This is a genomic window from Paenibacillus dendritiformis (assembly GCF_021654795.1).
In the GTDB taxonomy this organism is placed as follows: Bacteria; Bacillota; Bacilli; order Paenibacillales; family Paenibacillaceae; genus Paenibacillus_B.
The window spans coordinates 3,682,588-3,709,143 of the sequence record NZ_AP025344.1 but is presented as its reverse complement, the minus strand read 5'-3'; the positions used below and the strand labels follow the sequence as shown (position 1 = coordinate 3,709,143).

Genomic DNA, 26,556 nt, shown 5'->3' with positions numbered 1-26,556 from the left:
CGTGGCGTTTGTCAACACGAAGTGTGAATGCGGGCATCAGAACGCCGTAGGAACGGTGCTGTGCGAAGCCTGCGGCAAACCGCAGAACGAGGATTCCGGTTCCGATGCGGTGCTCGAAATGAGATATGACGGCGTCGCCCGCAAGTCGCAAAAAGCGAATCCTTCATGGATTGACCGGATCTGGAATTTTTTCTCGTCGGTCAAAATCGCGATCATCATCATTATCATCACGCTGATCGGTGCTTCTCTCGGGACGATATATCCGCAGGAAAGCAATTTCATCTCGATTGACGCCGCGACCTACTACAAGCAGACCTACGGCACGCTCGGGCATATCTATTATTTGCTCGGCTTGTCCCATACGTATGAATCATGGTGGTTCATTACGCTGCTCGTCATGATCGGGGCCTCGCTCGTCATATGCAGTCTGGATCGGGTCCTTCCGCTGTACCGCGCCTTACATAAGCAAAAGGTTCGCAAGCATGAGCAATTCATTACGCGGCAGCGCGTTGTCTATCAAGGGGACATCAAGGAGGAGCCGGAGGCGTGGCTGGACAAAATGTCGGACGCCCTCAAAAAACGCGGCTACCGCATTATCCGCGACGACGGGGCGCTGCTGGCGGAGAAGAACCGCTTCAGCCGCTGGGGGCCTTATATCAACCATATCGGCCTCATCGTCTTCCTGCTGGCGGTGCTGGCAAGAAGCATTCCGGGATGGCATCTGGAGTACTATGCCGGATTCCCGCAGGGAGAGCCGCGGGAAATTCCGAATACGCCGTACTATTTGCAAAATGATCATTTTAGGGTGGAATATTATTCGGAAGACGAGATGCCGGAGCAATTCGTCAAGGAAGGGCGGGTATTCCCGAAGCTGTTCGAGACGAAGGCGACCCTGTTCCGCTGTGTCGACAAGTGCGACGATCCGGTGGCCGAGCCGGTGCTCGAGAAGGTTCACCAGCATGATATCCGTGTCAATGAACCGATGGAATACGACGGAATCTCGGCGTATCAGTTCGATTTCGATCTGAAGCCGAAGCTCGTGGCGGTCAAGCCTGAGCTGCGGAATCCGGCCACGGGCGAAGTATACGGGCAATTCGAGCTGAAAGTGAACCGGACGGAACGGGAGTATAAGGTAGGGCCGTATACGTTGGAATTAACGAGCAAATTCATGGATTTTGGCTTGAACAGCAAGGGCGAGCCGACGAATCTGTCGCAGGAGCCGAATGCTCCCGCTTTTATTTTCCTGATTAAGGGGCCTGGTTTATCGGATGAGGGAGAGCCTTATCTCTATTTCCCGCTGCAAAAAGATAAGGTCCGCTTCCAGCAGGATGTCATTAACGGCAAGATGGCGGAGCGGTTCGAGGTCCGCGTGTCCTCGATGGAAGATGTGACGATGTCCGAGTCGACAAGCTTCCTGACCGTGCGCAAGGATACGGCGATGCCGTTCATCTGGGTCGGGGCCGCGATCAGCATGATCGGCCTTGTCATGGGCTTCTACTGGCAGCACCGCCGCGTATGGCTGCGGCTGGACGGGCAGAATCTGGCATTGGGAGCGCATACGAACAAAAATTGGTTCGGCTTGCGCAATGAAGTGGCGCGCGCATTGGCGGCCGCCGATGTGCAGGTGGATTCGAAAATGATAGATCGTGGGGGGAATAAGGCTTGAATTTGCTGCAATTTAGCCAGGACGCCTATTTAGTCGCATTTTTCTTGTTCTGCATCGCGTTCATTCTGTTCGTATTCGCCTTGGGGGGCGGCAAGTCCCAGGACTACGGCCGCCGGGAACGGAAGTGGGGGAAGATTGCGTTCGCCGTGACGATCATCGGCTTCTTGGCGCAGGCCGCCTACTTCTTCACGCGGTGGATCGGGGCGGGGCATATTCCGGTCAGCAATATGTACGAATTTATGTCCTTCCTGGCGATGATGATTATTGCCGCTTTCGTCGTGGTGTATCTGATATACCGTTCGACGGTGCTCGGCGTCTTCGGGGTGCCGCTGGCCGTGATCATCATGGGCTATGCCTCGGTTTTTCCGAGTGAAGTTCAGCCGCTCATCCCGCAGCTGGACTCGATCTGGCTCTATATCCATGTCACGATGGTCGCGCTCGGCTACGCGTTCTTCGCGGTCGGGTTCCTGGCCGGCCTGCTTCATCTGCTGCGCTCGATTCGCTGGGATGCCGGGGCGCCGCGCAGGCCGCAGCGATGGCTCGAATTCACGATGGCCAGCATCGTTATCGTCATCGGCTTTATCTCGATCGTGTTTATTTTCCGGGGAGCCGGATATGAGATCATCATCGACCAGAAGGTGGAGAGCGTCAAGAACGGTCAAATCGAGACGAGATTGGAAAAGGTTACGTATCAAATGCCGCCGCTGGTCGCTCCGTACAACAGCGACTCGGCTTCCTTGGAGAAGGTGCCGAGCTTCATCGGGATTTCGCTTCCGCTGATGGAAGCTCCAAGCTGGATGAAGGGCGTGCAGGCAGGGCGGAAGCTGAACACCGTCATCTGGTCGCTGCTGACCGGACTGGTGCTCTACGGTCTCATTCGCTTGATTATCCGCAAGCCGATCGCGAAGTCGATTCAACCGTTTGTCCGCGGCGTCGATCCGGAGCTGGCCGATGAGATCAGCTACCGCTCCATCGCTCTGGGGTTCCCGGTGTTTACGCTGGGCGGGCTTATCTTCGCGATGATCTGGGCGCAGATTGCCTGGTCCCGCTTCTGGGCGTGGGATCCGAAGGAGGTCTGGGCGCTCATCACGTGGCTGTTTTATAGCGCCTATCTGCATTTGCGCCTGTCGCGAAGCTGGATCGGGACCAAATCGTCCTGGCTTGCCGTCATTGGCTTTTTGATCGTTATGTTTACCTTGGTCGGAGTCAATCTCATTATCTCCGGGCTGCATTCCTATGCCGGAGTATAATCCGGGCAGCTGCGCATGCGACTGGACAGGACCACGTTCTGTCCAGTTACGCGTATAACCATTGGAAGGGGAGTCGTATATGTCTGAACATGTGAATCGCATACTGGTGGTCGATGATGAAGAACGCATTCGCCGCCTGCTCAAAATGTATCTGGAAAAAGAGGGATACGCGATCGATGAGGCGGAAGATGGAGAAGTGGCGCTCCGCAAAGCGGTAAGCGAGGATTATGATTTGATCCTGCTCGACGTAATGCTGCCGGGAATGGACGGCATTGAAGTGTGCACGCGGCTGCGGCAGGTCAAGGCTACGCCGGTCATCATGCTTACCGCCAAAGGCGAAGAAATGAACCGGGTGCAAGGGTTCGAGGTGGGAGCGGATGACTATGTCGTCAAGCCGTTCAGCCCGCGCGAAGTGATCTACCGGGTCAAGGCGGTGCTTCGCCGTTCGTCGGCGACGGCGTTCTTGACCAACGATCCGAAGACGAGCAACAATATCGTATTCCCGCATTTGGTTATCGAGCATGATGCCCACCGCGTCACGGCCGGAGGCCAGGAAGTGAGTCTGACGCCGAAAGAGTATGAGCTGCTGCACTATCTGGCAATATCTCCGGACAAAGTATTCTCGCGCGAAGAATTGTTGAAGGATGTTTGGAACTACGAATTTTTCGGAGATCTGCGGACCGTGGATACCCATGTGAAGCGTCTGCGCGAAAAGCTCAACAAGGTATCGCCGGAGGCGGCGGCTATGATTACGACCGTATGGGGCGTCGGTTACAAGCTAGAGGTGCCTAAATAACGTGAAATTTTGGCGAAGCATTGTCGGAAAGCTATGGATGACCATTATCGGTCTTGTCGCCTTCGTCATGGCTACGTTGGGCGTATATCTGCTGCCTTACATTGACAGCAACTTCGCGCATCCGAATGACATTAAGCAATTGTTCGTTTATACCGCCATCACCGGCTTCTCGCTGACGACGTTCTTTGCGCTGTTCCTCTTCACGAAGATTACGCAGCCGCTGCGCAAGCTGAAGGAGGCGGCCGACACGATCCGGCAAGGAGACTATTCCACGAAGGTGACGATACGCTCTTCCGACGAGATCGGCGAGCTGTCCCGCACGTTCAACCATATGGCCGAAGAGCTGAAGCTGACGATTCAGGATTTGCAGCATGAGAAGGAGCACCTGGCCAGCGTGCTGCGAAGCATGACCGATGCGGTGATTACGTTCGACGCCGCCGGCCAGATGCTTCTCACGAATCCGCAGGGCGAAGCGATTCTGAACACCTGGAATCAGATGGAGTGGAACATTCAAGAGGAGGGAGCCGAATCTTCGGCGGTTCCCGATCCGTTGAAGCCTTATTTCGACAAGGTCGTGAAGGAAGGGAAGGAAGTCACCGCGCGGGTTCATGTGCAGAAGGAAGTATGGTCGGTCGTGATGGGCCCGCTCCATGCCGACAGCCGCGTGCGCGGGGCGGTGGCCGTGCTGCGGGATATTTCCGAGGAAGTCAAGCTGGAGAAGCTCCGGACGGATTTCGTCGCCAATGTGTCCCATGAGATTCGAACTCCGCTCTCCATGCTGCAAGGTTATAGCGAGGCGCTGATGGATGATATCGCCGCTTCCCCCGAGGAGCGGCAGGAACTGGTCCAGGTCATTCATGACGAATCGCTGCGCATGGGGCGTCTCGTCAAAGATCTGCTGGACTTGGCCAAGATGGAATCCGGCCATATGCAGATGCATTGGAATGAGACCGACGTAAATGAACTGATTTACCGCGTATTCCGCAAGTATACGGTGCTCGCGAAGGAGCAGCAGATCCCGATCGTGCTGAAGCTCGAAGCGCACGATCCGGTGCTGCCCGCCGCCGACGAGGATCGGCTGGAGCAGGTGCTGACCAATCTGCTGGACAATGCCCTGCGGCATTCGTCGGCGGGGGAGGAAATCAGCATCGGCACGTGCCGCGGCATGTCCGCAGACGGCGGCGAGACGCTGAGCATCGTCGTTCGGGACCATGGCCAGGGCATACCGTCTGAGGATCTCCCCTATATTTTCGACCGCTTCTACAAGGCCGACAAGGCCCGCAAGCGGGAAGCGACCGGCGGGACCGGATTGGGCCTCGCCATCGTCAAAAATATTGTGGAGGCCCACAAGGGCTCGATCCAGGTTCACAGCGTGCAGGGCGAAGGGACAACATTCACCATTCAGCTCCCGATCCCGGTGTCGCAAAAAGAGAACGGTTGACGAAACGGGAAAACTCCCTTTTCCGCTTGGCGGAGAAGGGAGTTTTGTGTCATGCGGCGATTCGCTAATCATGTCAGAGCAGGACGGATTTTTTACCAAAATCTTGTTGCCCGTGGAACAAGGCGCATGGCTTTGCTTGTTATCGGCGCCTTTTCGTTATAAGACGATGACTTTCGCTTTATTGATATCCGCATGGGCTTTCAGCTCCGCGAGCACATCCTGCGGCACCGACTTGTCCACGGATAGCACCATAATCGCGTCTCCGCCCGCGATCTTGCGTCCCACCTGCATCGTCGCGATGTTCACGCCGTTGTTCCCGAGCAGGGAGCCGACCAGTCCGATGACGCCCGGCTTGTCATGATGCGAGATCAGAAGGAGATAGCCTTCCGGCACCAGATCGACCGTATATTTATCGATCTGAACGATTCGCTCTCCGTATCCGTTCAAGAGCGTGCCGGCCACGAGCCGTTCCTCGGTGCTCGTGCGCAGCTTGACCGTCAGCAGGTTGGTGAAGCCTTTGGCGATATGGGATTTTTCCACCAAAATATTGATGTCGCGAACCTTGGCCAGATGCATCGAATTCACCTCGTTCACATCGGAGCCAAGGTGGCGGGACAGCACGCCTTTCACGATGTAGCGCGTAATCGGCTGAGTGTCCACCTCGGCCAGGTCGCCGCAGTAATTGACGACGATCTCGAGGACAGGGCTTTTGGCCATTTGGCCGGCGAATTGCCCCAGCTTCTCGGCGAGCTTGAAGTAAGGCTGGATCTTCTTCAGCACGCTTGGCGCGACCGGAGGCATATTCACCGCATTTTTGAACGGTTCGTTCCGCAAAATATGAAGCACCTGCTCGGAGACGTCTACCGCCACGTTTTCTTGCGCTTCGACCGTCGATGCGCCGAGGTGAGGGGTGACAATAATGTTCGGATGATGCAAGAACGGATGATCCGCTGCAGGCGGTTCCGCCTCGAACACGTCGAAGGCCGCCCCGGCTACGATGCCCTCGTCGATCGCCTCGATTAGCGCCCGTTCATCGATAATCCCGCCGCGGGCGCAGTTGATAATGCGCATTCCCCGCTTCATCACTTCGAACTGCGGCCGGGAGATCATATGGCGCGTCTCGTCGGTAAGCGGCGTATGCACCGTGATGAAATCGGCGGCGCGGATTATCTCGTCAACCGTTCCAAGCTTGACGCCAAGCTTCTCCGCCCGTTCGTCCGTCATGAACGGATCGTAGCCGATGACTTCCATGCCGAACGCCTTGGCGCGCTTCGCGACCTCGCTCCCGATGCGTCCCATGCCGAGCACGCCCAGCGTCTTGTTCATCAATTCGACGCCAAGGAACGACTTGCGATCCCATACGCCGCCAATCGTCTTCACGTACGCTTGCGGAATATGGCGCGACAGGGCCATCATCATGGCGAAGGCATGCTCGCAGGTCGTAATCGTGTTGCCGTCCGGCGCATTGATGACGATGATTCCCCGCTTCGTCGCGGCTTCCAGATCGATGTTGTCCACCCCGACACCCGCGCGTCCGATCACCTTGAGCTGCTTGGCGGCTTCCATGATGCGCGCCGTCACCCGCGTCTGGCTGCGGACAAGCAGGGCGTCGACATCGCCGATGATGTCGATCAGCTCGTCTTCAGACAATCCTGTCTTTTTCAGGACGGTCACATCCTGCGCGTCGACGAGCTGCTGGATGCCGAAATCGCTGATCGGATCCGATACGAGTACTTTGAACATGGAAATCTCCTCCCAATATCTAAATCATAGTTATCTATAAAAAAACTCCCGTCCGCATACTACGACCGTAGTAAGGGACGAGAGTCTTCTTCCGTGGTGCCACCCTTCTTCGCCCGGCGCTTGCGCGCCAGACCTTGACCATCTCGCAACGAGATGCCGAGCGTTAACGGGCTCTAGCCGGTTGGACCTACGCACTTGCCGCCGGCAAGCTTCAGCACAACAACTCCGGAACGCTGGAACATGATGGTCCGCCGCCGATTCCCACCAACCATCGGCTCTCTGCAGGGCTTCGCATCTGTTCTTTTCCTTCACCGTATTACATCATGAAATTTTATTTAATGTATCACGCATCCTGATCGGTGTCAATAGGGAGAAAAAAGACCTAATTGCATAGGAAACGCAGGGCGAATCGCAGCGGCGGAGGTTGTATCGGAGCCATTTTTTCTGATATGATTCATCTGTCGGTTCATCGCAACTTTACTTGCATGTGTGTGTATATATCGGTAAGGCAGGGATCGAATGAAACAGAAATGGAACCAATTTAAACAACGGCAGGTTCGTGTTCACGAGCTGGACGATCGCCTCCTGCTTCTTAACTTGTACCTGACTCAAGGCCTCACCCTGCTGGCGGGATTGATATGGATTTGGCTGCAGGGCAGAAATCCGTTCGCTCTTCTGGCCGTGCCGGAAGCCTGGCAGTGGTTGTGGTGGAGCGCCGGATTGGCCGTCGTCGTCGTGCTCGTCGACATCGCCGTGTCGCAATTCGCGCCGGAGGACATGACAGACGACGGGGGCATGAACGAGAAGCTGTTCGGCAAGCGGCCGGTGTGGCATATTGTCGTGATTTGTCTCATCGTGGGCATCTGCGAAGAGCTGCTGTTCAGGGGGGCCGTCCAGCATGCTTTTGGCCCGTACTGGACCAGCATACTGTTCGCCGCGATCCATGTCCGCTATTTGCGCCATTGGCTGCCTACACTGATGGTCTTTCTAATCAGTTATGCGCTCGGAACCGTCTACGAATGGACGGGGACTTTGTGGGCGCCGATTGCGGCTCACTTTTTCATTGATTTGATTATGGGACTTATTTTACGCTTTCGGAGGGAATTATGAGCGAGAAGCGGCCTGACCCGTCATTTCGCGGGTTCACACGCAGAACCGCGGCCCCCGACATGGAAGACAGCCCGGCGCTCGCTGCGCTGCGCCGGCTGCGGGAAGATTCGGCATCCAAGGCTTCGGCCCAAGGGATGGAAGCGGCCGGGTCCCATCCAGACACCAAGACAACAGCATCGAATCGCCAGGAAGACGAGCCCGGGGAACATGCGGAGGCTCTTCTTGATGGGGAAGAGGATGATGATCGTTATTTGCCGCCCCGCAAAGAATTGTATCCTTCCAATTACGCGAAACTTACGCAATGGTTTTACAATATATTGTTTTTGCTGTTTATCGGGCTGTTAATCGCGCTCTTTTTGTGGGGGCGGCATAAGATGGCGTTGGGAGGATAAATCGCCATGATTGCTGTGATCGGTCTTGTTGTATTGGGCTTCTGTGCCGTGGCGGGCTACATGCTGCGGGAAGCGAGCGGATGTAACATTGTGGAGGAAGAAGTGTCGTTAAGGCGGCTGCCGTCATCATTTGACGGCACCCGCTTGTTTTTTATTTCCGATATTCACCGGCGGACCATTGACGATCGGGAGCTCGCGGCTCTGATGCAGCACGACAAGCCGCATCTTGTCATTATAGGCGGGGATATGACGGAAGCCGGCGTTCCGCTCGAACGTTGCAGACATAACATACGGATGCTGTCGCGCCTTGGCCCGGTCATGGCCGTTCATGGGAATCATGATTACAGGGCCGATATCCGCAAGCTTGACGATATGCTGAGGGAATTGGGCGTGAAGGTGCTGGACAATGAAGCTGTCCGGCTGGAGCGGGACGGAGCCTGGATATGGCTCGTCGGCTGGGATGACTTCAGCACGGGAAGAACGAACGCCAAGCTCAGCATGCTTGACGTCAAGCAGGAGCCGGGCTGCACTATTGTCGTCACTCACGATCCGCTGTCCCTGCGGGGCGAGAATTTGGACGGGATCGATCTGGTCCTGTCAGGGCATACGCATGGCGGCCAAATTTGCTTGCCTGGCCTCGGACCTGTCCGCACAGGCAAGTTTTACCGCCAATACTTGGCAGGCTGGTATCCGTTCGCGGACAAGAATGGACATTGCACACGGCTGTTCATCAGCAGGGGATATGGGACCTCGCATGCCCCTGTGCGGCTGTGCAGCCCGCCGGAGGTTCATTTCATTACGCTCCGGGCACGCTAAAAAACAAAATCCTCGCATTCCAGTCCCTGCGATGGATGCCCCATTGTTTCCTGAATTTATTGCGCATGGTTCGGGTGAGCGGCGACCACACTAACTACTGAATCCGAATAACCAAGGAGGGATCAGCAGTGAATATGAGGGCGTTTTTTACCGGTACGGCTCTCGGCGTAATCGCCGGCATGTATATGGCCGATCGCCGCTCGCTTGCGAACCTGCAGTCCAAGCTTCAGGTGGCTGGCAACGTGATGCAGGACGTGATGGGCCAAGCGAAAAACAAAGTGATGGACTCTGCGATGACGCTTGCCAATATGGGCAACGCCTTGTCCAAAGCGGCCAGCCAAGCGAATCCGAACGAGTTCAGCCTGGACAAAGTAAAGCAGCTTATCGATAGCGATCCGGAAGTCAAACGCAAGGTTGATGCGATTCTGCGCGAGAACGGACTGGCTCCGCTGCCTTCATCCATGAATTCTTCGGCTGCTGCGATCAGCGCCCAGGACGCAATGAAGACTGCGGTTCAAACGCTGGAGACCAAAGCGGACATGCAGCAGCCCGCCCGCCACTAATGAAATAGCTAGCAATGGCTGCGAGATCATGCAGCCGATTCGGGCCGTCTTGATCGAGCAACCGGCAACAAGAGCCGTCGAGCGTTCATCGACGGCTTTTTTGGGTATTTTCCATACATACCTAAGAAGATCCGGACAGGCCATTTTATGTAGTGCAAAACATTTGAATTAATGATAACATGAGGTTACAAGGAACCATTTTCAGCACATATTATATGTTGCTTCATAATCTGTTATAACCGAAGTTGCAAAGGAGGGTCCTGTCCATGAAAATCGAACGTCTGAGCCAAGACAAAATCCGTGTTTTCCTTACGTTCGACGATTTGTCGGAGCGCGGGATCCAACGCGAAGATCTCTGGCGCGAGATGACGAAGCTGCAGGAGCTGTTCGCGGAAATGATGGACCAGGCTTACACTGAACTCGGATTCGACGCGACGGGACCGCTTGCCGTAGAAGTGTTCGCAATGCCTGCGCAAGGCATGGTCGTCATTGTAACCCGGACCCGCTGGGATAGCGCGGGGCATCATGCGAGCGGCGCGGATGAAGACGAGCTGGATGATGTGTATGAAATGGAAGTGACGCTCGAAGAGAGCGACACCATCGTTTTCGCTTTCCGCGATTTTGAGCATTTCATCGAGGCCGCCCATACGGTGAATACCAATTATACCGTCTCTGGCGCGCTATACCAATATAATAATCAGTGGATATTCTATGCGGAACCGGAGGATCTCGACTCTCACCGTCTGCAAGGTCTGGTCTCTATTCTTGCTGAATACGGGGAAGCCGCATCCGTAACTGCCGCGGTTCTGGAGGAGTACGGAACCTGCATTCTCCCGGAGAATGCGATTGCTGTCATCTGCAGTCATTTCCCTCCTCGGCACGCTTAAATGGTTTCTGTTGATTAACAGGGAGCGCCCGCTTCGGAACGGAGCGAGTCCCCTGTTTTCATTTGTCATCATATGTCAGTCAGTATATTCAAGCTTGCTCTCATTGGACACAGCAATGTCCAGACACCCGGGTTCAATGAGTATATCTACTATAAACCTATGAGGTGAATAATGATGACCGCTAATGATCACAACTCCCTGCTTGCTTCCACTCAGCTCGTAATTGAACAGGCTTTGCAGCGTCTGGGTTATGGACAAGATATGGTGGACCTGATGAAGGAGCCGCTTCGCATGCTGACGGTTCGTATACCGGTGCGCATGGATGACGGCAGTGTTCAGGTGTTCACCGGCTTCCGCGCCCAGCATAACGATGCAGTCGGTCCAACCAAGGGAGGCGTGCGCTTTCATCCTGGCGTGACAGAGGAAGAGGTCAAAGCCCTGTCCATTTGGATGAGCTTGAAATGCGGAATTGCCGATTTGCCGTACGGCGGCGGCAAAGGCGGAATTATTTGCGACCCCCGGCGGATGTCATTCGGCGAACTGGAGCGGTTGAGCCGCGGATATGTCCGCGCGATCAGCCAGATGGTCGGTCCGAACAAGGATATCCCGGCGCCGGACGTCATGACGAACTCGCAAGTGATGGCATGGATGGTCGATGAGTATAGCCATATTCGGGAGTTCGACTCCCCGGGCTTTATTACGGGCAAGCCGCTTGTGCTCGGAGGATCGAGAGGACGCGAGACCGCTACGGCGCAGGGCGTCGTCATGATGATTTTCGAAGCGCTCAAGGTGCGCGGCATTCCGCTCAAGGATGCGCGCGTCATCGTTCAGGGCTTCGGGAACGCGGGCAGCTATCTGTCCAAGTTCATGCATGAAGCGGGAGCGAAGGTTGTCGGTATCTCCGACGTCAACGGCGCGCTTTATGATCCGGAAGGTCTCGATATCCCGGATTTGCTGGACCGCCGGGATTCCTTCGGCACCGTCACCAACCTGTTCAAGAATACGATTACGAATGAAGAACTGCTCGTGCAGCCTTGCGATATCCTCGTTCCGGCCGCGATCGAGAATCAGATTACCGAGGACAACGCTCACCAGATTCAGGCGAGCATCATCGTCGAAGCGGCCAACGGCCCGACGACGATTGAAGCGACCAAGATTGTCACGGATCGGGGCATCCTGCTCGTACCGGATGTATTGGCCAGCGCCGGCGGCGTCATCGTATCTTATTTCGAGTGGGTCCAAAACAACCAAGGCTACTACTGGAGTGAGGAAGAAGTTATGCAGAAGCTCCAGAAGCTGATGACGCAGGGCTTCAACAAAGTATACGAGACGCATCAGTTGAAGCAAGTGGACATGCGGCTGGCCGCATACATGGTCGGCGTGCGCAAGACGGCTGAAGCGGCGCGCTACCGGGGGTGGGTGTAAGTGTGGGCATAGTACCGGCTATCACAGCGATAGCCGCCAGCACTTCAGATACGGCCGTGCAGACGATGGAATCAACGACGCCGATACTGCCTTTGCTGACGGCCGCGATAGCCCCCGGCATTGCGCTGTTGGTGTACTTCTATCTGAAGGACCGGTATGATTATGAACCGATTCATATGGTCGTGCGCGTGTTCCTGCTTGGATTTTTGATTGTCTTCCCGATCTTGATCGTACAGCACGGGCTCGTGCTGTGGTGGGGCGACAACCCGCTCGTCTCCTCCTTTGCCATTTCGGCCGGGGTGGAAGAGGCGGTCAAATGGTTCGTGCTATATCATATGATCTATAATCATGTTGAGTTCGACGAGCATTACGACGGAATTTTATATGCCGTTGCAGTGTCTCTCGGCTTTGCCACCATCGAGAACGTCTTGTATGCCTGGATTAATCATTCTTCCTTCTCGCATTTGCTCCTGCGGGCGCTGCTGCCGGTATCGGGGCATGCGATGTTCGGCGTAATGATGGGATATTATATGGGCAAAGCGAAGTTCACCCAGGACAATGGCGGACGGACCAGGCGCTACCTGGCCTACTCCCTGCTGTTCCCTATTTTCTGGCATGGCATTTATGATCTGATATTGTTGACGGTGACACGTTACTGGATATGGTTTGTCGTACCGTTGATGATTTTTCTATGGTACTACGGCATGGGCAAGGTGCGCCGGGCGAATGCCCGCTCGCCTCTCCACCTGGTGAAGCGCGAGGAAGAGATTAATATGTAAGCCGTTGGGCAATACTGGCACATAGTAATGTTCCTTGATGGAGGAGTGAGCGTGTGCGGGTAAAAGTAACCATTCGCTGCAACCGGTGCGGCGAGAAGTTCGTGCTGCGCGGCAAGAGGGAAAAAGGCCGTGTAGAAACGGGTTTCAAGCAATGCCTGTGCGACAACCGCGAAAATTTTGAAGTCGAAGAAGAACCGCTTTGAACTGGCAAGTTGCCATCATAAAGAGCGTAACATAGGAAACGATGCATAAACCTTCCGCTGTTCCAGCAAACTATGGACAAATCCATGTACAAGTTGCTGTGAAGGGAGACGTTTGTACCATGTATAAACGATTTAGTGCTGTCATGTTTCCCATCGTTACGCTCTTTTTTATTGGAGCGATCGTGTGGGGCTATCAAGAGCATCAGGAGAAAAATTCAATCTTGATCAAGGCCGAAAACCAGTATCAAAGGGCTTTCCATGATTTAACGTATCATGTGGACAGGCTGCATAGCGAACTGGGACGCACCCTCGCGGTGAACTCGACCTCGCAGGCCATGCACCGCAAAGGGCTCGCCAATGTATGGCGCATTACGAGCCAAGCGCAAAACGAGATCAACCAGCTTCCGCTGACGCTGCTGCCGTTCAACAAGACAGAGGATTTTCTGTCCCGCATCTCCAATTTCGCTTACCGCACTTCGATTCGCGATCTGAGCAAAAAGCCGTTGTCGGATGATGAAGTGAAGACCCTGAAGACGCTGTATAAGAATGCGGGCGATATTTCAAAGGATTTGCAGCAGGTGCAGCATAAAGTCATCGCCAACAATTTGCGCTGGATGGATGTGGAGACCGCGATGGCCTCCGAGCAACAAACGATGGACAACACGATTATCGACGGCTTCAAAACGGTCGACAAAAAGGTCGGCGACTATCCAGAATTGAACTGGGGACCTACCATCGCCAACATCTATACGAAGCGTTCCGTCAAGATGCTGAAGGGCCAGCCGCTAAGCGCACAGCAAATCCGCCAGAAGGCGGAGCAATTTTTGGGCAACAAAAAGTACAATAAGATCGAAGTCAGAGAGAACGGCAAAGGAACGGAGCATGAATCCTATACGGCGTTCGCTGATTACGGCAATGACGGAAAGGGAACGGTCACGATCGATTTCACCAAACAAGGCATGCTGATGGCGTATATGGACGCCCGCGAAATCAAGGAGAAGCGGGTGTCGATGAAGCAGGCTTCCCAATCCGCGAAGCAGTTTTTGAAGAAACACGGCTATCCCGACATGGAGGCCGTCAAATACAATGAACGAAACCGTGTCGGCAGCTTCACCTTCGTCCCTGTCGAGAACGGCGTCTATCTCTATCCGAAGCAAGTCGGCGTGCGCGTGGCGCTTGACAATGGGGAAGTGACCGGGCTTCAGGCGACGGACTATGTATATGAGCACAAGGATCGGAGCATCGGCAAGCCGAAGCTCACGAAGCAGGAAGCTCAGAAGATGCTGCATCCGGAAATGGAGGTCCTGTTCGATCGGCTGTCCCTGATTAAGAATGACGAAGGGGAAGAAGTGCTGTGCTATGAATTCGGCGGCAAGATCAACGGCACAACGTACCGCATCTATATTAACGCCGACAATGGCGAAGAAGAGCACATCGAAGAAATGACTGCCGTGCAAGAATAACCTTGCGCCGCAGAAGCGCCGGCAGGGCGTCTATCCTGGAGACGGGAGGATGCTTGCCGGCGCTTTGTGCTGTTGGACCTCAGCATCCCGTGGTATAATTGCCCACAGGGGGGAGCTTATGTTACCGAATATCAATGATATGCTGTATATGCAACTGGAGCGTTCTCCGGGGACCTATAAAGCGAGGGTGACCGAATTGGATGACGAGTTCATCTGGATGGAGGTTCCGCTCTGCGAGGAGACCGGCAAATTCGGATTGTTCGCCATCGGAGATGAGCTGGATGTCTTTTACTCCCGGAACGACGGGATAAGATGGCATTTCCGATCCAGAGTCGAGGGCAAGCGCAACGAGGCGATTCGAATGCTGTCCATCCGCAAGCCGAACCCTGACGGTATGACCAAAATGCAGCGCCGCAATTATTTGCGGGTCCAGGCTCAACTGGAGACGGCGGTGTCGACGCTGGACGGCGTTCAATTTTTGGCGTGCACGGAGGATGTCAGCGGCGGCGGGGTCTCGCTTACGGCCGCGCCGAAATGGGGCCTTCGCGAAGGCCAGCTGCTGCAATGCTGGCTTGCGGTTCCGTTCCGCAACGGAACGATCGAGCATATCCCGTTCACCGGGGAAATCGTGCGGGTTCGTCCGCTGCATGAGGAGCGGAACCTGATCATGATGAAATTCGGGCAGGTTGCCGAATTGGACCAGCAGAAGCTGATCCGGTTCTGCTTCGAACGCCAAATTGAGGCGAGGAAATGAGTCTTGTCTCCGAACGCATCATACATACGGGGGGCCAAAAAGCGCGTCTTAAATCGTTTTTTACCGGGAGAATAGATCCATCGCAGGTAAAGAGTCCCATAAACTGCTCAATGCCCTGATTTTACGGGATCCAAGCGACCGCGTCGAATGCTGGGGGGTATCATCAGGATCATCGCCTTCAGGAAGCATTATCGGCCTGCTGGAAGCACTATCGGCCTGCTGGAAGCATCGTTGCCTCCTGGGGCTTGGACGTGCGGAGGAAATTGCTGCTATTTTACAGGAATTTCGGCTTAATGAGTCCCCATCCCGAGGAATTGCTGCAAATCTACATCATTCTAGGCCCTTTTGCTTCAAACCGAAGCGAAACGGGGGAAATTCCTGTAATTTTGCAGGATTCCCTTTCTGGAAAAGTCGTCCCTATCGAATTGCTGTATTTATGCAGGATTCGCTTACCGAATCGGCGTGTCTCAGGAAATGGCGCCGTTTTCAGGCCGGTGGAATTATCCATTTTCCTACTCATAACTTCTTTCTCAACAGCCTGACTTTTGCAGGAATTTCATCAAATAGCGGCTTAAAGAGCAGAAATTGCTGCAGCCACGCAGCATTTCACGGATTCATCCTTACGTTCGAACGGTTTGCATGTCGCCGTTTTTCCGGCATCCACATTCTATGTTGAGTCGTCACCTCAATCATTTTGCAATGCTTATGAGACACTTCAGCGCTAAATCGGCAGTGCATAATCTGATGGAGGTCCAGCCATAATATTCCTCAAAAACAAGGAGGAGCGGGAGCCGGTGCATGATCGGGAAATGGCGCTTATGGATTGGTGGGAACGGATATTCAGGTGGATGATCCGGATTGGGCTGGCCTTCGCCGCGGCGCTTCTTGCGGTGCAGCTGCTGCTTATGCACGGCGGGGTACGAAGCTTGCTCTGCAAGGTGGAGAGGCTGGAAGGCGTGCCGTATCCGGCGGCCGGCCCGCGGGGGAAGCCGTGAATCCGGCTTGGGGGAAGGGCATTCCCTCACATTGCCTGTTTTGCATCCCCTCATGAAGTGTGGTATAATTTTGACGTCGCAGGCAACGCCTGCTTTTTTAGTGATATCTCTATACACGGTGATTGTTCCAGGAAGGAGTCAGACTCGTTGACAGTACAGTCCAACGCTCCTGCGCTTCGTTTGAATATCGCTATCGACGGGCCTGCAGGAGCAGGGAAGAGCACAGTGGCCCGCCTCGTCGCCCGCGAATTGGGTTATACGTATATCGATACCGGTGCGATGTACCGGGCGGTAGCGTTACATATGTTACGATTGGGCATTGATCCTGAGGACGGGGATGCCATTCAAGAAGCGATGAAGGATGTCGCGGTTGAACTGATCCCGCTGGATTCCAGGCAAGCCGTTCTGTTGAACGGAACCGACGTAACGGACGAGATCCGGACGCCGGAGATTAGCCGGCTCGCTTCCTCGTATGCCCGGTCATCCGCCGTTAGGGAGAGGCTTGTCCAACTTCAGCGCGGCATGGCTGCCCGCAAGGGAGTCGTCATGGATGGCCGCGATATTGGCACGCATGTTCTTCCCGATGCCGAACAGAAGTGGTTCGTTACCGCGTCCGTAGAAGAGCGCGCGCGCCGGCGTTACGCCGAATCGAGCGGCGTTGACGGCGCCACCGTAGAGCAGTTCATGCGGGAGATTGCGGCTCGCGACAAGCAGGACGAGACGAGGGACGTAGCTCCGCTGCGGCAGGCGGAAGACGCCGTTCTGCTCGATACGACGCGCATGACGATCGATGAGGTCGTTCGCGTCATCGTGGATCAGGCCAAATTATTATGCAGAGATGGGGAACGGTAATCAATTATGTTTTATAAGATGATGAGGGCGCTGCTTCGCCTGATTTACCGGCTTCTTTTCCGGTTGGAGGCATCCGGGACAGAGCATGTGCCGAAGGATGGCGGCGTTGTCCTCTGCTCTAACCATATCAGCCTGCTGGACCCTCCGGCGATAGGAATATTGCTGAAGCGGCGCATTCGCTTTATGGCGAAGGCCGAGCTGTTCAACATCCCGGTATTCGGAGCGGCCATCAAGGCGCTGGGCGCCTTTCCCGTCAAGCGGGGCGGCGTTGGCAAAGAAACGATCCGCACCGCGTTTCAATTGCTTCAGGACGGGGATATTATGGGTATATTCCCTGAAGGCACGCGCAATACCGGCCAAGGGGCCGCAGCGAAGAAGGGAGCGGCGATGATTGCGCTCCGCAGCGGCGCGGCTGTCGTTCCGGTGGCGATTGTCGGCAGCTATAAGCTGTTCCGCAAGACCCGGGTCGTCTATGGTCCGCCCATCGATATGTCGGATCTGTCGGAACAGAAGGGAAGCGACGTTCTGGAGACGGCAACCGAGCGCATTATGGACCATATCCATCGGCTTAAGCGGGAAGCTTGACGATTCCGGAGGCCAGCGTGCATGAATTTCCGCTAACGTCAGATACTACAGGTATTATTTACAGGTTATATTCGACAATGTTACGACATCCCGATGCGGAGCGGCTGTTCGAACGGCCTGCGGACGCGGACGGATTCGCATATTATGGCATTCGCGCCAGCGGTGCCAGCTGCAGAAGGGCACGGAAGAGTCCTTGCGAAGTCCGCCTCTAAGGCGGGGTTCAATAAATGGGGTTTCAATTGAGGAGGTAGTTCACATGTCTGAAGAAACAAAAGTCAACGAAACAGCCGAAACGGCAAACCAGGAAGTGATGGAAAACATCGTGTCCGTCAAAAAAGGGGATACCGTCAAAGGCACGATTGTCAAAATCGACGACAACCAAGCGGTCGTTAGCATTGGATATAAATATGACGGTGTCATTCCCGTCCGCGAATTGTCTTCCGTTTCCGTAGACAATATCGCGGATGTTGTCCAGGTAGGGCAAGAAGTCGAATGCAAGGTTGTCAGCATCGACGATGACAAGGAGCGCATGGTTCTGTCCAAGCGCCAAGTAGACAGCGAGAATGCATGGGATGTCATGCAGCAGCATTTCGACAACAATGAAGTATTTGAGGTTACGGTTGTTGATGTCGTGAAGGGCGGCGTCGTAGCCGATGTCGGTGTCCGCGCATTTATTCCTGCATCCATGGTAGAACGTCACTTCGTGGAAGACTTCAGCGATTACAAAGGCCGCACGCTGCGCGTAAAGGTCAAGGAAATCGATCGCGAGAACAACAAGCTCATTCTGTCCCAAAAAGAAGTGCTTGACGAAGAGTTCGAAGCGAACAAGAAGCGCGTCATGGAAAGCCTGAGCGAAGGTCAAGAGCTGGAAGGAACCGTACAGCGCCTGACTCAATTCGGCGCATTCGTTGACGTGGGCGGCGTGGACGGTCTCGTGCACGTGTCCGAGATGGCTTGGCATCATGTCGACAAACCGTCGGATCTTGTTCAGGAAGGACAAAAAGTCAACGTTAAAGTATTGAAAGTCGATCCGGCTAACGGCAAAATCAGCCTGAGCATGAAAGCGACGCAGCCAGGTCCTTGGGAGCAAGCTGCCGACAAGATCAAGACTGGCGATATCTTGACTGGCGAAGTGAAGCGTCTCGTCGACTTCGGCGCCTTTGTTGAGGTGGCGCCTGGCGTGGAAGGCTTGGTTCACATTTCCCAAATCGCGCACCGCCACATCGCGACGCCGTCCGAAGTGCTGAAGCAAGGACAGACTGTCCAGGTGAAGGTGCTTGACTTCAATCCGGCCGAGAAGCGTGTCAGCCTGAGCATCAAGGAGACCGAAGAAGCGCCGGCTCCTGCGCCAAAAGCCGAGAAGAAAGTGATGAAGGAAGAGCTGAACAATAACCCGAATGTTTCCTTGAACAATCAGGGGATGAGCGTCACTTTGGGTGAGCGCTTCGGCGACATGCTCAACAAATTCAAAAAATAATCGCATCCGTGTCCTTCGGCGGGCTCCCCAGGAGCCCGCCGTTTATTTTTGCAGATTCCTTCAAATAATAAGCAAAAAAGGAATCGGAGTTGAAGCGATGTGTTGCCGGGGATGCTGTCATTCATTTTGTGGCTCTGCTGTGCCATCTTGATGGCGACGGGATGGAGGGATGTGCTGCTGCGAGGAACTCCCCGATCGGCCCTGCTCCTGGTCGGCCTGTTCTGGCTGTTCTATCACGATGCCGGCATCGGGCTGCTCCCGGAAGGACGCGGGATTCAGCCGGCATGGCTGCTGTGGTGCATGATCGCGGGAATTCTGGCCGGCCTGCAGGCTCAGGCCTCCGGCTGGTTCACGTTCGTCCTGGCCGGCCGCATTGTCATGATCGGCGCGGTCTGGCTGTGGACGGCGCTGCTGTCCCAATCGGCGGTGTGGCCGCTCCCGCTTCTCCCGGCGCACAGTGCCGCCTATTTAACGATTATCGCGATTGTGCTGCTGTGTTCCCGGGACTGGACGCATCAGTGGATTATGCTGACGCTGGGGCTTACCTCGGGGGAGTGGCTGATCCAATTGAAGCTGTCCCCTGCCGCGGAATTCGGCGGCAGCGCCGTGCAGGATGCATGGTGGCTCCTGTTCGTGACCGTCCGGCTGCTGTCCGCCGTCATTGAATGGTCCCGGCACAGATGGTGGCAGACGCGCTGGCAATAAGCCGGCGGCGCCTGGTCCGCGAGGGACAAGCCGACCTGCAAATTAGCCAGGTCTTCTGCAAATTGGTTAGCCAAGGTGCTGATTTTTTGATATGATGAACTACGTGTAGATGTTGCATTAGAGATGAGGAGTGAACTGCATGGCAAAACCCGTTGTTGCCATTGTCGGGCGGCCGAATGTCGGCAAGTCCACCATTTTTAACCGAGTCATCGGCGACCGTTTGGCCATCGTGGAGGACAAGCCTGGCGTGACACGCGACCGTATTTACGGAACGGGCGAATGGAACGGCAAGCCGTTCAACATTATTGACACGGGCGGAATCGAAGTGTACGGCGAAGACGAGATGCTCCGCTCCATCCGTGTGCAGGCCGAGTTGGCCATTGAGGAAGCGGATGTCATTGTATTCATGTGTGAAGCGAAGAGCGGCGTAACCCAAGCGGACGAGGAAGTGGCTGAGATTTTGTTCCGTTCCGGGAAGCCGGTAGTTCTTGCGATTAACAAAGTAGACAACTTGCAACGCATGGACGATGTTTATGAATTTTACAGTCTTGGATTCGGGGATCCGGTGCCCATCTCCGGTTCGCACGGCACGGGACTTGGCGACTTATTGGATGAAGTGGTCCACCGCTTTCCGGACACGACCGAGGAAGAATACGATGAAGATGTCATCCGGGTCGCCTTGATCGGCAGACCGAACGTAGGCAAGTCATCGCTTGTCAATGCCATATTGGGCGAGGATCGCGTCATTGTGAGCGATATTGCCGGCACGACGCGCGACGCGATCGATACTCCGTTCGAGAAGGACGGCCAGCGGTTCGTGCTGATCGATACGGCCGGAATGCGCAAGCGCGGCAAGGTGTATGAGACGACCGAGAAGTACAGCGTCATGCGCTCCATGAAAGCCATCGAGCGGGCCGATGTCGTCCTGATCGTCATCAACGGCGAGGAAGGCATCATCGAGCAAGACAAGCATATTGCAGGCTATGCCCATGAGGCCGGCAAGGCGGCGCTGTTTGTCGTCAATAAATGGGATGTCGTCGAGAAGAACGATCGCACGATGCATGAATTCGAGACGAAGATTCGCGATCATTTCCTGTTCATGCCTTATGCGCCCATCGTCTTCCTGTCCGCCAAGACGAAGCAGCGGCTTCACAAGCTCCTGCCGGTCGTCGAGCATGTTGCAGAGCAGCATGCGAAGCGAATCCCGACCCATCTGCTCAACGATGTTGTCAGCGATGCGGTCGCCTACAACCCTCCGCCAACGGATAAAGGCAGACGTCTGCGCATTAATTATGCGACGCAGGTCGCGGTGAAGCCGCCGACGATTGTTATCTTCGTCAACGATCCGGAGCTGATGCATTTCTCCTACGAGCGCTATTTGGAGAACCGGATCCGGACGTCGTTCGACTTCGAGGGCACGCCGATACGGCTGTTCACCCGCCGCAAATCCGATGAAGGTTAGGGGAGTTCGGAATTGGTATATTCAATCATTGCCATTGTGGCAAGTTACTTAATCGGTTCAATCAGCTTCAGCCTGCTGTTCGCCAAATTGCTGCGCGGAATCGATATCCGGCAGCACGGGAGCGGCAATGCCGGCGCGACCAATACGCTGCGCGTGCTGGGCAAGGGACCGGCGATCTGCGTGCTGCTGCTGGATGTGGTCAAAGGAATTATTGCCGTGCTGCTTGGATGGTGGATGACCGATAATGCTTGGTTGATGGTCGGGTGCGGCATCGCGGCGATCGTCGGTCATAACTGGCCGGTATACTTCCGTTTTCGCGGCGGCAAAGGGATCGCGACGACGATTGGCGTCCTGGCGATGCTGGCGTTTTGGCCTGCCTTCACGGCAGGCGTGCTGGCCATCGCCTCGATTGTCTGGAAGCGGTATGTGTCCCTCGGCTCGCTTATTTTTACGCTTCTGACACCGGTCTTTATTTTGATTTATCGATATGATTGGCCGATATTTTGGGGCAGCCTGCTGATTTGCGCGTTCGCCTTCTATCGTCACCGAAGCAATATTATGAAGCTGTGGCGAGGCACGGAGAACCGCCTCGGCTCGAAGAAAGGAGAGGTGCCGCGTGTCCGCTAAAGTTGCCGTGCTCGTCGCCGGAAGCTGGGGGACGGCACTTGCTGAGGTGCTTGCGCAGAATGGGCATGACGTGTATTTATGGACACGCCACTGCGACCAAGCGGAAGAAATTAATGAGAAGCATCGCAACGGAAAATATTTGCCGGATGTCGTGCTTCATCCTGGCTTGAAGGCGACTTGCAGCATGCAGGAAGCGATGGAGGGGGCCTCGGCGTGCGTGGTCGTGGCGCCTTCTTCTGCGATGCGCCAAGTGGCGGGGCAGATGAAGCCGTACGTTACGGAAGAGATGATTATCGTCCATGCGACGAAAGGCTTTGAGACCGAATCGCTCGCCCGCATGTCGGAAGTATTGGCTTCAGAGCTCGAATGCGGCATGGAGCGAATCGCGGTCCTGTCGGGGCCGAGTCATGCGGAGGAGGTGGTCTTGCAGTGTCCGACGACGGTAGTCGTCGCTTCCGCCGGATTGGAGACGGCGGAGCAGGCGCAGGACCTGTTCATGAATGACACCTTCTTCCGGGTGTATACGAATCCCGATGTGCTTGGCGTCGAGTTGGCCGGATCGCTGAAAAATATTATCGCGCTTGGCGCAGGCCTGTCCGACGGCCTCGGATTCGGCGATAACGCCAAAGCGGCCTTGCTGACGCGAGGTCTGGCCGAGATAGCGCGGCTCGGCACGAAGATGGGCGCCAATGCGCTTACGTTTGCGGGCTTGGCCGGCGTCGGCGACCTTGTCGTCACTTGCACGAGCCAGCATAGCCGCAATTGGCGCGCCGGTTCGATGATCGGGCAAGGCATGGCGGTGGACGAGGTGTTGTCCCGAATGGGGATGGTCGTCGAAGGCATACGCACGACGAAGGCAGCCTACCGTCTCTCCCGGCAATACGGGGTGCAGATGCCGATTACCGAGCAGCTGCACCGTGTCCTGTTCGAAGGCAGGGAAGCGAAGACGGCGGTAGAATATTTGATGGGCCGCGTCCGCAAGCATGAGATCGAAGAAGTGGCTGCCTGGTCCTGACCGCTCAGGGCTGAGTGCGGAAATGTAGCTCCATCTATCACCTCTCCTGGAATCTGTTCATACATTGAAGGTAAACAGACTTGAGGAGGGAATATATGTCGAGCAACAAATTCCCGAAGGAAGCCTTGAACAAAATCAACAAAAAAGCCGGCAAAAACATAACCGAAAACCAAATCAAAAAGCTTGCCGGAGCGGTTAAGCCTTCCACGCTTCAGAGCGAGGCCCAACTGCGCCAGCTCATCAAGCAGGTCGCTGCGGTGGCGAAGCTTCCCGTGACGGAGTCTACAATAAATGATATTGTCAGCGCCGTGAAGAAGAGCGGCATGAATCCGAACAACATGGAAGCGTTGATGAAAATGATGATGAAAAAGTAGCGTTTCCCGACCCGAACCGGCCGGCAGCGTAGGCGAATGCTTGCGCTGCTTTTTTGTATGACGGACCGGATAAGCCGTGGCTTGCACAGCTTGCGAAGGAGAATTATCCACTCTCGTTTTCTTATGCGGATACGAATGGTATAATGGGAGCAGTTTGTGAGGAATGGGAGAATCAGAGACTATGGATGGTATGACGAAGATGTGGGTATCGTTTATCGGAATCGGCCTAATGGCTTTTTCCGCTTTTTTAATCATGTTCGCCCGCACGAAAACCAAGGGTTGGGTGAAAGGCATTCTATCGTTTGTCGCATTCATTATGTTGTTGGCTGGCATGCTGTACGGCCTGATTTCCATTATGTAATCACAATACTCGGGAGGAACAACGGAATATGGCAGAGATTAAGCTGCGGGGACGCGAACGGGAGGCTGCCGTGACGGTGCAAGTCGGGACGACGCTCCTTGAAGCCGCCATCCAGGCCAAGGTGGACTGGTCTTATTCCTGCACGCGGGGTACCTGCGCCCGCTGCCGGTGTCGGATCGTCTCCGGCTATGACAACCTGGGCGATGTCACCGACGCGGAATGGAACCGGATGGAGGAGGACGAATTCCATCAAGGCTACCGGCTCGCCTGTCAGACGACGGTGGTGAAGGACGGTCAGGTGGAAGTCATACATAAGCCGTATTTTGGATGACGCCGCTGCGTCTGTTCGCTGTCCATCATGATGGACGGTACATCAATTGCACGCGTGGTGACGGGCTCTATGCCTATCGCTCCGCGTCGAGATTCACAGAAGAAATGGAGCGCGCCGCATGAACCAACACTCATTGTCTCATTCGCTAGAAAATTGTATCGCCCTTATGACGGAGGCCTGCACGCCGGGAACGCTGCCATGGATGCTGGGCGGAAGCTGCGGCTTGGTCCTCCAAGGCGTGGATATCGAGCGCGAGCCGCGCGATATTGATCTGTACGCTGATGAAGCGGAGGCGGATGCCTTGCACCGCGCCTGGGGCGCTTGGTCGGCGGATGAGCCGGTATGGAGCGTCACCGGCCGTTATCGATCGCTGCTAAGCCATTACCGTCATGACCGGGTAACGGCCGAGCTGGTCGGAAGCTTCACGGTGACGACCCCGGAATGCCGCTATGAGACGGTGATTGTTGGAGGGTTATGGCCCGTCGGGCCAGAGCATGAGATCGGCCGCCGCATCATCCGGCTGATGCCGTTGGCGCATGAGCTGGTATTCAATCTGCTCCGGGAGCGGGAGGATCGCACGGAGGCCATCGTGCGCGTCATGAACCGGGAGCCGGACAAGCATGTTGAGGCCATGCGGGCGGTATGGGATCGCTGCCGTGCCAGCTCGCGCTTTACGGAGCGGTTGTGCGCGCTATGCCCGCAGGTGATGGCGGGCATCAACCCGAACCGGACCGTTCGCGAAGCGGAGGAAGAATAAGGATGCGGCCAGGCGGTTAGCGGCGCCGAGATGGTTGCAGGGAAAGGGAGGAGCGCTGTGGGAACGCGCGTGACATTCATGCCGGCCGGCAAAATGATTGATGTCGTCCGTCCGACGACGCTGCTGGCGGCCGCCCGACAGGCCGGAGTGGCCGTGAGAACGCGCTGCGGCGGCAAAGCGGGCTGCCTCCTGTGCAAGGTGAATGTATCCGGCGATGCGCATGCGGTCACGGCTCCGACGCCGCCCGAGGCGCGGAAGATGGGGATGGAGGAGACGCTGGGCCCTCGTCTGGCGTGCCAGGTCAGGGTGAGCGGCAGATCGGGAAGCGTCACTGTCGAAGTGCCGGAAGATCCGTTGAAAGCGCTCGTGCGCCGCAAGCTGGAGGAACAGCGGGGCGAGGACGGGCTGTGGTAGCAGGGTGAAAAATAGATGTTCAAAAAGCCGGATTTCAGCACCGGGAAGGTTGCAAAAACTCGAAGCATATGCTTTCGATGCGAGTTTTGCTTCGCAATACTTGGAAGGAGCAGCGGAGTGTAGGTCAGACGACTTGAGCAGCTATCGTGTTTCCGCAGGAAACATGCTGCGAAAGCATGCGCTTTTCAAGAGCGAATGCAAGATTCGATGCCGCGTTGCTTCTCGAATTCCTTCGTGATCCAAAGCGGGCTTTTTGAACAACCTCTAATAGAAACAGGCTGGAGGGAATGATAGTGAACCGACAACGAGGGGCCGGCATCGTCGCTGTAACCGCTCTATTGCTGGCGCTGCTGCAAGGATGCATGTATCCGCAGGAACTGCGGAAGGAGAATCAGCAGTCCGCCCGCGAGGGCGTGCTGCTCGTACAGAGCGCGGTGGATGAATATTTGAAGGATACCGGACTGCTCCCGATACAGAACAGCGAAGAGGATGTTCCCCGGTATGAGAAGTTCCGCGTTGACTTCGAGGCGCTGAAGCGCAGCGGCAAGCTGAGCGCCACGCCGGCCAGCGCGTTCGAGGCGGGCGGCACCGGAGCGTATCTGATTATCGACGAAGAGACGGAGCCGAAGGTCCGCATCATGGATTTGACGGTGGCGCAATATGTGAACGATGCCGCCCGTGCCGTCGATTCCTACAAGCGCAAGCAAGGACGCCTGCCTTCGAAGGAAGAGGCCTACCCCGGCTTCTACCGCATTGATGAAGCCGCCGCCGGTCTCAAGCCGTCGAACGTCAGAAATCCGTTCAGCGGAGAACCGTTGGCACTGATCATGGATGAACAGGGACGCGTCTATGCCGATTACGCGATGGAGCTGATGCAGATCATCGAGGGAGGGGACAAGCCGCCCGCCGGGGATGGAGCCGATCTGCGCCCGCTGCTGACCAAGAATTCATTCTATGTCCCGGTCAAATCCGTCCCGTACATTTGGAAGGATGGCGCACCGTGGCCGCAAGTTGACACCGAATCATAAGCGATTCGCCGGCACAGGCGTGAGCAAAAACAAGACCGTATGGAAATTTTCCCGTACGGTCTTGTTTGCGTTGTCATACTTTTCTATGACTTTCATATAACTGATTTGGAAGGCGTGAGTGCGCCCGGCGAAGAAAAATGTTGCTATCAGGGTCATATTTGCGATAGGTGCGAAATAAGATGGTACTAGTCCAAAAACATGTACGAGTTGCGTCGCACTGCCCTTGTACAACGTGAAGTCTCGGCGGAGAACACTGGCGACAACGGCAACAGCTCAATCCTAGCA

General features: G+C 55.5%; 29 protein-coding genes. 28 read left to right on the top strand and 1 reads right to left on the bottom strand.

The genetic code is table 11. From position 1 onward, the window contains the following. The first annotated feature begins 1 nt into the window (after position 1). The 4 genes from resB to L6439_RS16390 all read left to right on the top strand — a co-directional run bounded on the left by resB (position 2) and on the right by L6439_RS16390 (position 5,153). A complete protein-coding gene (resB, locus tag L6439_RS16405; RefSeq protein WP_213468216.1) occupies positions 2–1,666 on the top strand; it encodes a cytochrome c biogenesis protein ResB in 1,665 nt (554 codons plus the stop codon). After that, positions 1,663–2,916 carry a cytochrome c biogenesis protein CcsA gene (gene ccsA, locus L6439_RS16400; RefSeq protein ID WP_213468217.1) on the top strand — a complete coding sequence of 418 codons (1,254 nt, stop codon included), beginning with the start codon at positions 1,663–1,665 and terminating at the stop codon, positions 2,914–2,916. The genes resB and ccsA overlap by 4 nt, the downstream gene beginning before the upstream one ends. Positions 2,917–2,995: 79 nt before the next feature. After that, a complete protein-coding gene (locus L6439_RS16395) occupies positions 2,996–3,712 on the top strand; it encodes a response regulator transcription factor (RefSeq protein ID WP_168179763.1) in 717 nt (238 codons plus the stop codon). A gap of 1 nt (position 3,713) precedes the next feature. Further along, positions 3,714–5,153, top strand: coding sequence for a sensor histidine kinase (locus L6439_RS16390; RefSeq protein ID WP_168179762.1), 1,440 nt, complete (start codon positions 3,714–3,716; stop codon positions 5,151–5,153). Positions 5,154–5,309: 156 nt separating this feature from the next. On the opposite strand, the gene serA is transcribed toward L6439_RS16390, so the two are convergent. After that, positions 5,310–6,896 (bottom strand): phosphoglycerate dehydrogenase, encoded by a 1,587-nt coding sequence (serA, locus tag L6439_RS16385; RefSeq protein WP_213468218.1) that lies wholly within the window; start codon positions 6,894–6,896, stop codon positions 5,310–5,312. A 519-nt stretch (positions 6,897–7,415) separates the two neighbouring features. Between serA and L6439_RS16380 the strand changes: the two genes are divergently transcribed. From L6439_RS16380 to L6439_RS16265, 24 genes are all read left to right on the top strand, one after another. After that, entirely contained in the window at positions 7,416–8,006 is a 591-nt protein-coding gene (locus L6439_RS16380) for a CPBP family intramembrane glutamic endopeptidase (RefSeq protein WP_168179760.1), read from the top strand. Further along, complete coding sequence (locus tag L6439_RS16375; RefSeq protein ID WP_168179759.1) at positions 8,003–8,398, top strand: hypothetical protein; 396 nt, start codon at positions 8,003–8,005, stop codon at positions 8,396–8,398. The genes L6439_RS16380 and L6439_RS16375 overlap by 4 nt, the downstream gene beginning before the upstream one ends. A gap of 6 nt (positions 8,399–8,404) precedes the next feature. Next, complete coding sequence (locus tag L6439_RS16370; RefSeq protein ID WP_168179758.1) at positions 8,405–9,214, top strand: metallophosphoesterase; 810 nt, start codon at positions 8,405–8,407, stop codon at positions 9,212–9,214. Between the two features lie 134 nt (positions 9,215–9,348). Beyond that, entirely contained in the window at positions 9,349–9,777 is a 429-nt protein-coding gene (locus tag L6439_RS16365; RefSeq protein WP_168179771.1) for a DNA-directed RNA polymerase, read from the top strand. A gap of 266 nt (positions 9,778–10,043) precedes the next feature. Next, positions 10,044–10,664 carry a genetic competence negative regulator gene (locus L6439_RS16360; RefSeq protein ID WP_168179757.1) on the top strand — a complete coding sequence of 207 codons (621 nt, stop codon included), beginning with the start codon at positions 10,044–10,046 and terminating at the stop codon, positions 10,662–10,664. A 174-nt stretch (positions 10,665–10,838) separates the two neighbouring features. Then, entirely contained in the window at positions 10,839–12,089 is a 1,251-nt protein-coding gene (locus tag L6439_RS16355; RefSeq protein ID WP_168179770.1) for a Glu/Leu/Phe/Val family dehydrogenase, read from the top strand. Between the two features lie 65 nt (positions 12,090–12,154). Next, positions 12,155–12,868 (top strand): glutamic-type intramembrane protease PrsW, encoded by a 714-nt coding sequence (prsW, locus tag L6439_RS16350; protein ID WP_168179769.1) that lies wholly within the window; start codon positions 12,155–12,157, stop codon positions 12,866–12,868. 53 nt (positions 12,869–12,921) lie between these two features. Then, a complete protein-coding gene (locus tag L6439_RS16345) occupies positions 12,922–13,071 on the top strand; it encodes a hypothetical protein (RefSeq protein ID WP_168179756.1) in 150 nt (49 codons plus the stop codon). A 119-nt stretch (positions 13,072–13,190) separates the two neighbouring features. Next, positions 13,191–14,534: a germination protein YpeB gene (gene ypeB, locus L6439_RS16340; protein WP_168179755.1), complete on the top strand. Its 1,344-nt coding sequence runs from the start codon at positions 13,191–13,193 to the stop codon at positions 14,532–14,534. Positions 14,535–14,652: 118 nt separating this feature from the next. Then, positions 14,653–15,288 carry a flagellar brake protein gene (locus tag L6439_RS16335; protein WP_168179754.1) on the top strand — a complete coding sequence of 212 codons (636 nt, stop codon included), beginning with the start codon at positions 14,653–14,655 and terminating at the stop codon, positions 15,286–15,288. Positions 15,289–16,082: 794 nt separating this feature from the next. Continuing rightward, entirely contained in the window at positions 16,083–16,283 is a 201-nt protein-coding gene (locus tag L6439_RS16330; protein ID WP_213468219.1) for a diadenosine tetraphosphatase, read from the top strand. Positions 16,284–16,430: 147 nt separating this feature from the next. Beyond that, a complete protein-coding gene (gene cmk / locus L6439_RS16325) occupies positions 16,431–17,135 on the top strand; it encodes a (d)CMP kinase (RefSeq protein WP_168181459.1) in 705 nt (234 codons plus the stop codon). Positions 17,136–17,141: 6 nt separating this feature from the next. After that, positions 17,142–17,720: a lysophospholipid acyltransferase family protein gene (locus L6439_RS16320; protein ID WP_168181460.1), complete on the top strand. Its 579-nt coding sequence runs from the start codon at positions 17,142–17,144 to the stop codon at positions 17,718–17,720. A gap of 256 nt (positions 17,721–17,976) precedes the next feature. Further along, complete coding sequence (rpsA, locus tag L6439_RS16315) at positions 17,977–19,197, top strand: 30S ribosomal protein S1 (RefSeq protein WP_006678906.1); 1,221 nt, start codon at positions 17,977–17,979, stop codon at positions 19,195–19,197. Positions 19,198–19,308: 111 nt separating this feature from the next. Then, the gene (locus tag L6439_RS16310; RefSeq protein ID WP_237096503.1) at positions 19,309–19,902 is read left to right on the top strand and encodes a permease; all 594 of its coding nucleotides are present in this window, start codon (positions 19,309–19,311) and stop codon (positions 19,900–19,902) included. Between the two features lie 139 nt (positions 19,903–20,041). Next, positions 20,042–21,364 (top strand): ribosome biogenesis GTPase Der, encoded by a 1,323-nt coding sequence (der, locus tag L6439_RS16305; RefSeq protein WP_168181463.1) that lies wholly within the window; start codon positions 20,042–20,044, stop codon positions 21,362–21,364. 12 nt (positions 21,365–21,376) lie between these two features. Beyond that, entirely contained in the window at positions 21,377–21,991 is a 615-nt protein-coding gene (gene plsY / locus L6439_RS16300) for a glycerol-3-phosphate 1-O-acyltransferase PlsY (protein WP_168181464.1), read from the top strand. Next, the gene (locus L6439_RS16295; protein WP_213468221.1) at positions 21,981–23,006 is read left to right on the top strand and encodes an NAD(P)H-dependent glycerol-3-phosphate dehydrogenase; all 1,026 of its coding nucleotides are present in this window, start codon (positions 21,981–21,983) and stop codon (positions 23,004–23,006) included. The genes plsY and L6439_RS16295 overlap by 11 nt, the downstream gene beginning before the upstream one ends. Positions 23,007–23,101: 95 nt before the next feature. Then, entirely contained in the window at positions 23,102–23,380 is a 279-nt protein-coding gene (locus tag L6439_RS16290; RefSeq protein WP_168181466.1) for a stage VI sporulation protein F, read from the top strand. 181 nt (positions 23,381–23,561) lie between these two features. Then, complete coding sequence (locus L6439_RS16285) at positions 23,562–23,741, top strand: DUF2768 family protein (RefSeq protein WP_006678900.1); 180 nt, start codon at positions 23,562–23,564, stop codon at positions 23,739–23,741. Positions 23,742–23,769: 28 nt separating this feature from the next. Next, positions 23,770–24,072: a 2Fe-2S iron-sulfur cluster-binding protein gene (locus L6439_RS16280; protein WP_168181467.1), complete on the top strand. Its 303-nt coding sequence runs from the start codon at positions 23,770–23,772 to the stop codon at positions 24,070–24,072. Between the two features lie 118 nt (positions 24,073–24,190). Beyond that, positions 24,191–24,829 carry a nucleotidyltransferase family protein gene (locus L6439_RS16275; protein WP_213468222.1) on the top strand — a complete coding sequence of 213 codons (639 nt, stop codon included), beginning with the start codon at positions 24,191–24,193 and terminating at the stop codon, positions 24,827–24,829. Positions 24,830–24,886: 57 nt separating this feature from the next. Next, the gene (locus L6439_RS16270; RefSeq protein WP_172878989.1) at positions 24,887–25,243 is read left to right on the top strand and encodes a 2Fe-2S iron-sulfur cluster-binding protein; all 357 of its coding nucleotides are present in this window, start codon (positions 24,887–24,889) and stop codon (positions 25,241–25,243) included. A gap of 287 nt (positions 25,244–25,530) precedes the next feature. Next, positions 25,531–26,271, top strand: a complete 741-nt coding sequence (locus L6439_RS16265) for a hypothetical protein (RefSeq protein WP_213468223.1) — start codon at positions 25,531–25,533, stop codon at positions 26,269–26,271. The last annotated feature ends 285 nt before the right edge of the window (positions 26,272–26,556 follow it).

What these genes read in the sequence shown, in the direction of transcription:
- L6439_RS16335 (WP_168179754.1), top strand. Translation starts at nt 14,653, where the DNA reads ATGTTACCGAATATCAATGATATGCTGTATATGCAACTGGAGCGTTCT.
- serA (WP_213468218.1), bottom strand. Translation starts at nt 6,896, where the DNA reads ATGTTCAAAGTACTCGTATCGGATCCGATCAGCGATTTCGGCATCCAG.
- prsW (WP_168179769.1), top strand. Translation starts at nt 12,155, where the DNA reads ATGGAATCAACGACGCCGATACTGCCTTTGCTGACGGCCGCGATAGCC.
- der (WP_168181463.1), top strand. Translation starts at nt 20,042, where the DNA reads ATGGCAAAACCCGTTGTTGCCATTGTCGGGCGGCCGAATGTCGGCAAG.
- L6439_RS16375 (WP_168179759.1), top strand. Translation starts at nt 8,003, where the DNA reads ATGAGCGAGAAGCGGCCTGACCCGTCATTTCGCGGGTTCACACGCAGA.
- L6439_RS16275 (WP_213468222.1), top strand. Translation starts at nt 24,191, where the DNA reads ATGAACCAACACTCATTGTCTCATTCGCTAGAAAATTGTATCGCCCTT.
- L6439_RS16355 (WP_168179770.1), top strand. Translation starts at nt 10,839, where the DNA reads ATGACCGCTAATGATCACAACTCCCTGCTTGCTTCCACTCAGCTCGTA.
- L6439_RS16360 (WP_168179757.1), top strand. Translation starts at nt 10,044, where the DNA reads ATGAAAATCGAACGTCTGAGCCAAGACAAAATCCGTGTTTTCCTTACG.
- L6439_RS16310 (WP_237096503.1), top strand. Translation starts at nt 19,309, where the DNA reads ATGCTGTCATTCATTTTGTGGCTCTGCTGTGCCATCTTGATGGCGACG.
- ypeB (WP_168179755.1), top strand. Translation starts at nt 13,191, where the DNA reads ATGTATAAACGATTTAGTGCTGTCATGTTTCCCATCGTTACGCTCTTT.
- L6439_RS16320 (WP_168181460.1), top strand. Translation starts at nt 17,142, where the DNA reads ATGTTTTATAAGATGATGAGGGCGCTGCTTCGCCTGATTTACCGGCTT.
- L6439_RS16265 (WP_213468223.1), top strand. Translation starts at nt 25,531, where the DNA reads ATGATAGTGAACCGACAACGAGGGGCCGGCATCGTCGCTGTAACCGCT.
- L6439_RS16290 (WP_168181466.1), top strand. Translation starts at nt 23,102, where the DNA reads ATGTCGAGCAACAAATTCCCGAAGGAAGCCTTGAACAAAATCAACAAA.
- L6439_RS16380 (WP_168179760.1), top strand. Translation starts at nt 7,416, where the DNA reads ATGAAACAGAAATGGAACCAATTTAAACAACGGCAGGTTCGTGTTCAC.
- L6439_RS16280 (WP_168181467.1), top strand. Translation starts at nt 23,770, where the DNA reads ATGGCAGAGATTAAGCTGCGGGGACGCGAACGGGAGGCTGCCGTGACG.
- L6439_RS16370 (WP_168179758.1), top strand. Translation starts at nt 8,405, where the DNA reads ATGATTGCTGTGATCGGTCTTGTTGTATTGGGCTTCTGTGCCGTGGCG.
- L6439_RS16285 (WP_006678900.1), top strand. Translation starts at nt 23,562, where the DNA reads ATGGATGGTATGACGAAGATGTGGGTATCGTTTATCGGAATCGGCCTA.
- L6439_RS16395 (WP_168179763.1), top strand. Translation starts at nt 2,996, where the DNA reads ATGTCTGAACATGTGAATCGCATACTGGTGGTCGATGATGAAGAACGC.
- rpsA (WP_006678906.1), top strand. Translation starts at nt 17,977, where the DNA reads ATGTCTGAAGAAACAAAAGTCAACGAAACAGCCGAAACGGCAAACCAG.
- L6439_RS16365 (WP_168179771.1), top strand. Translation starts at nt 9,349, where the DNA reads ATGAGGGCGTTTTTTACCGGTACGGCTCTCGGCGTAATCGCCGGCATG.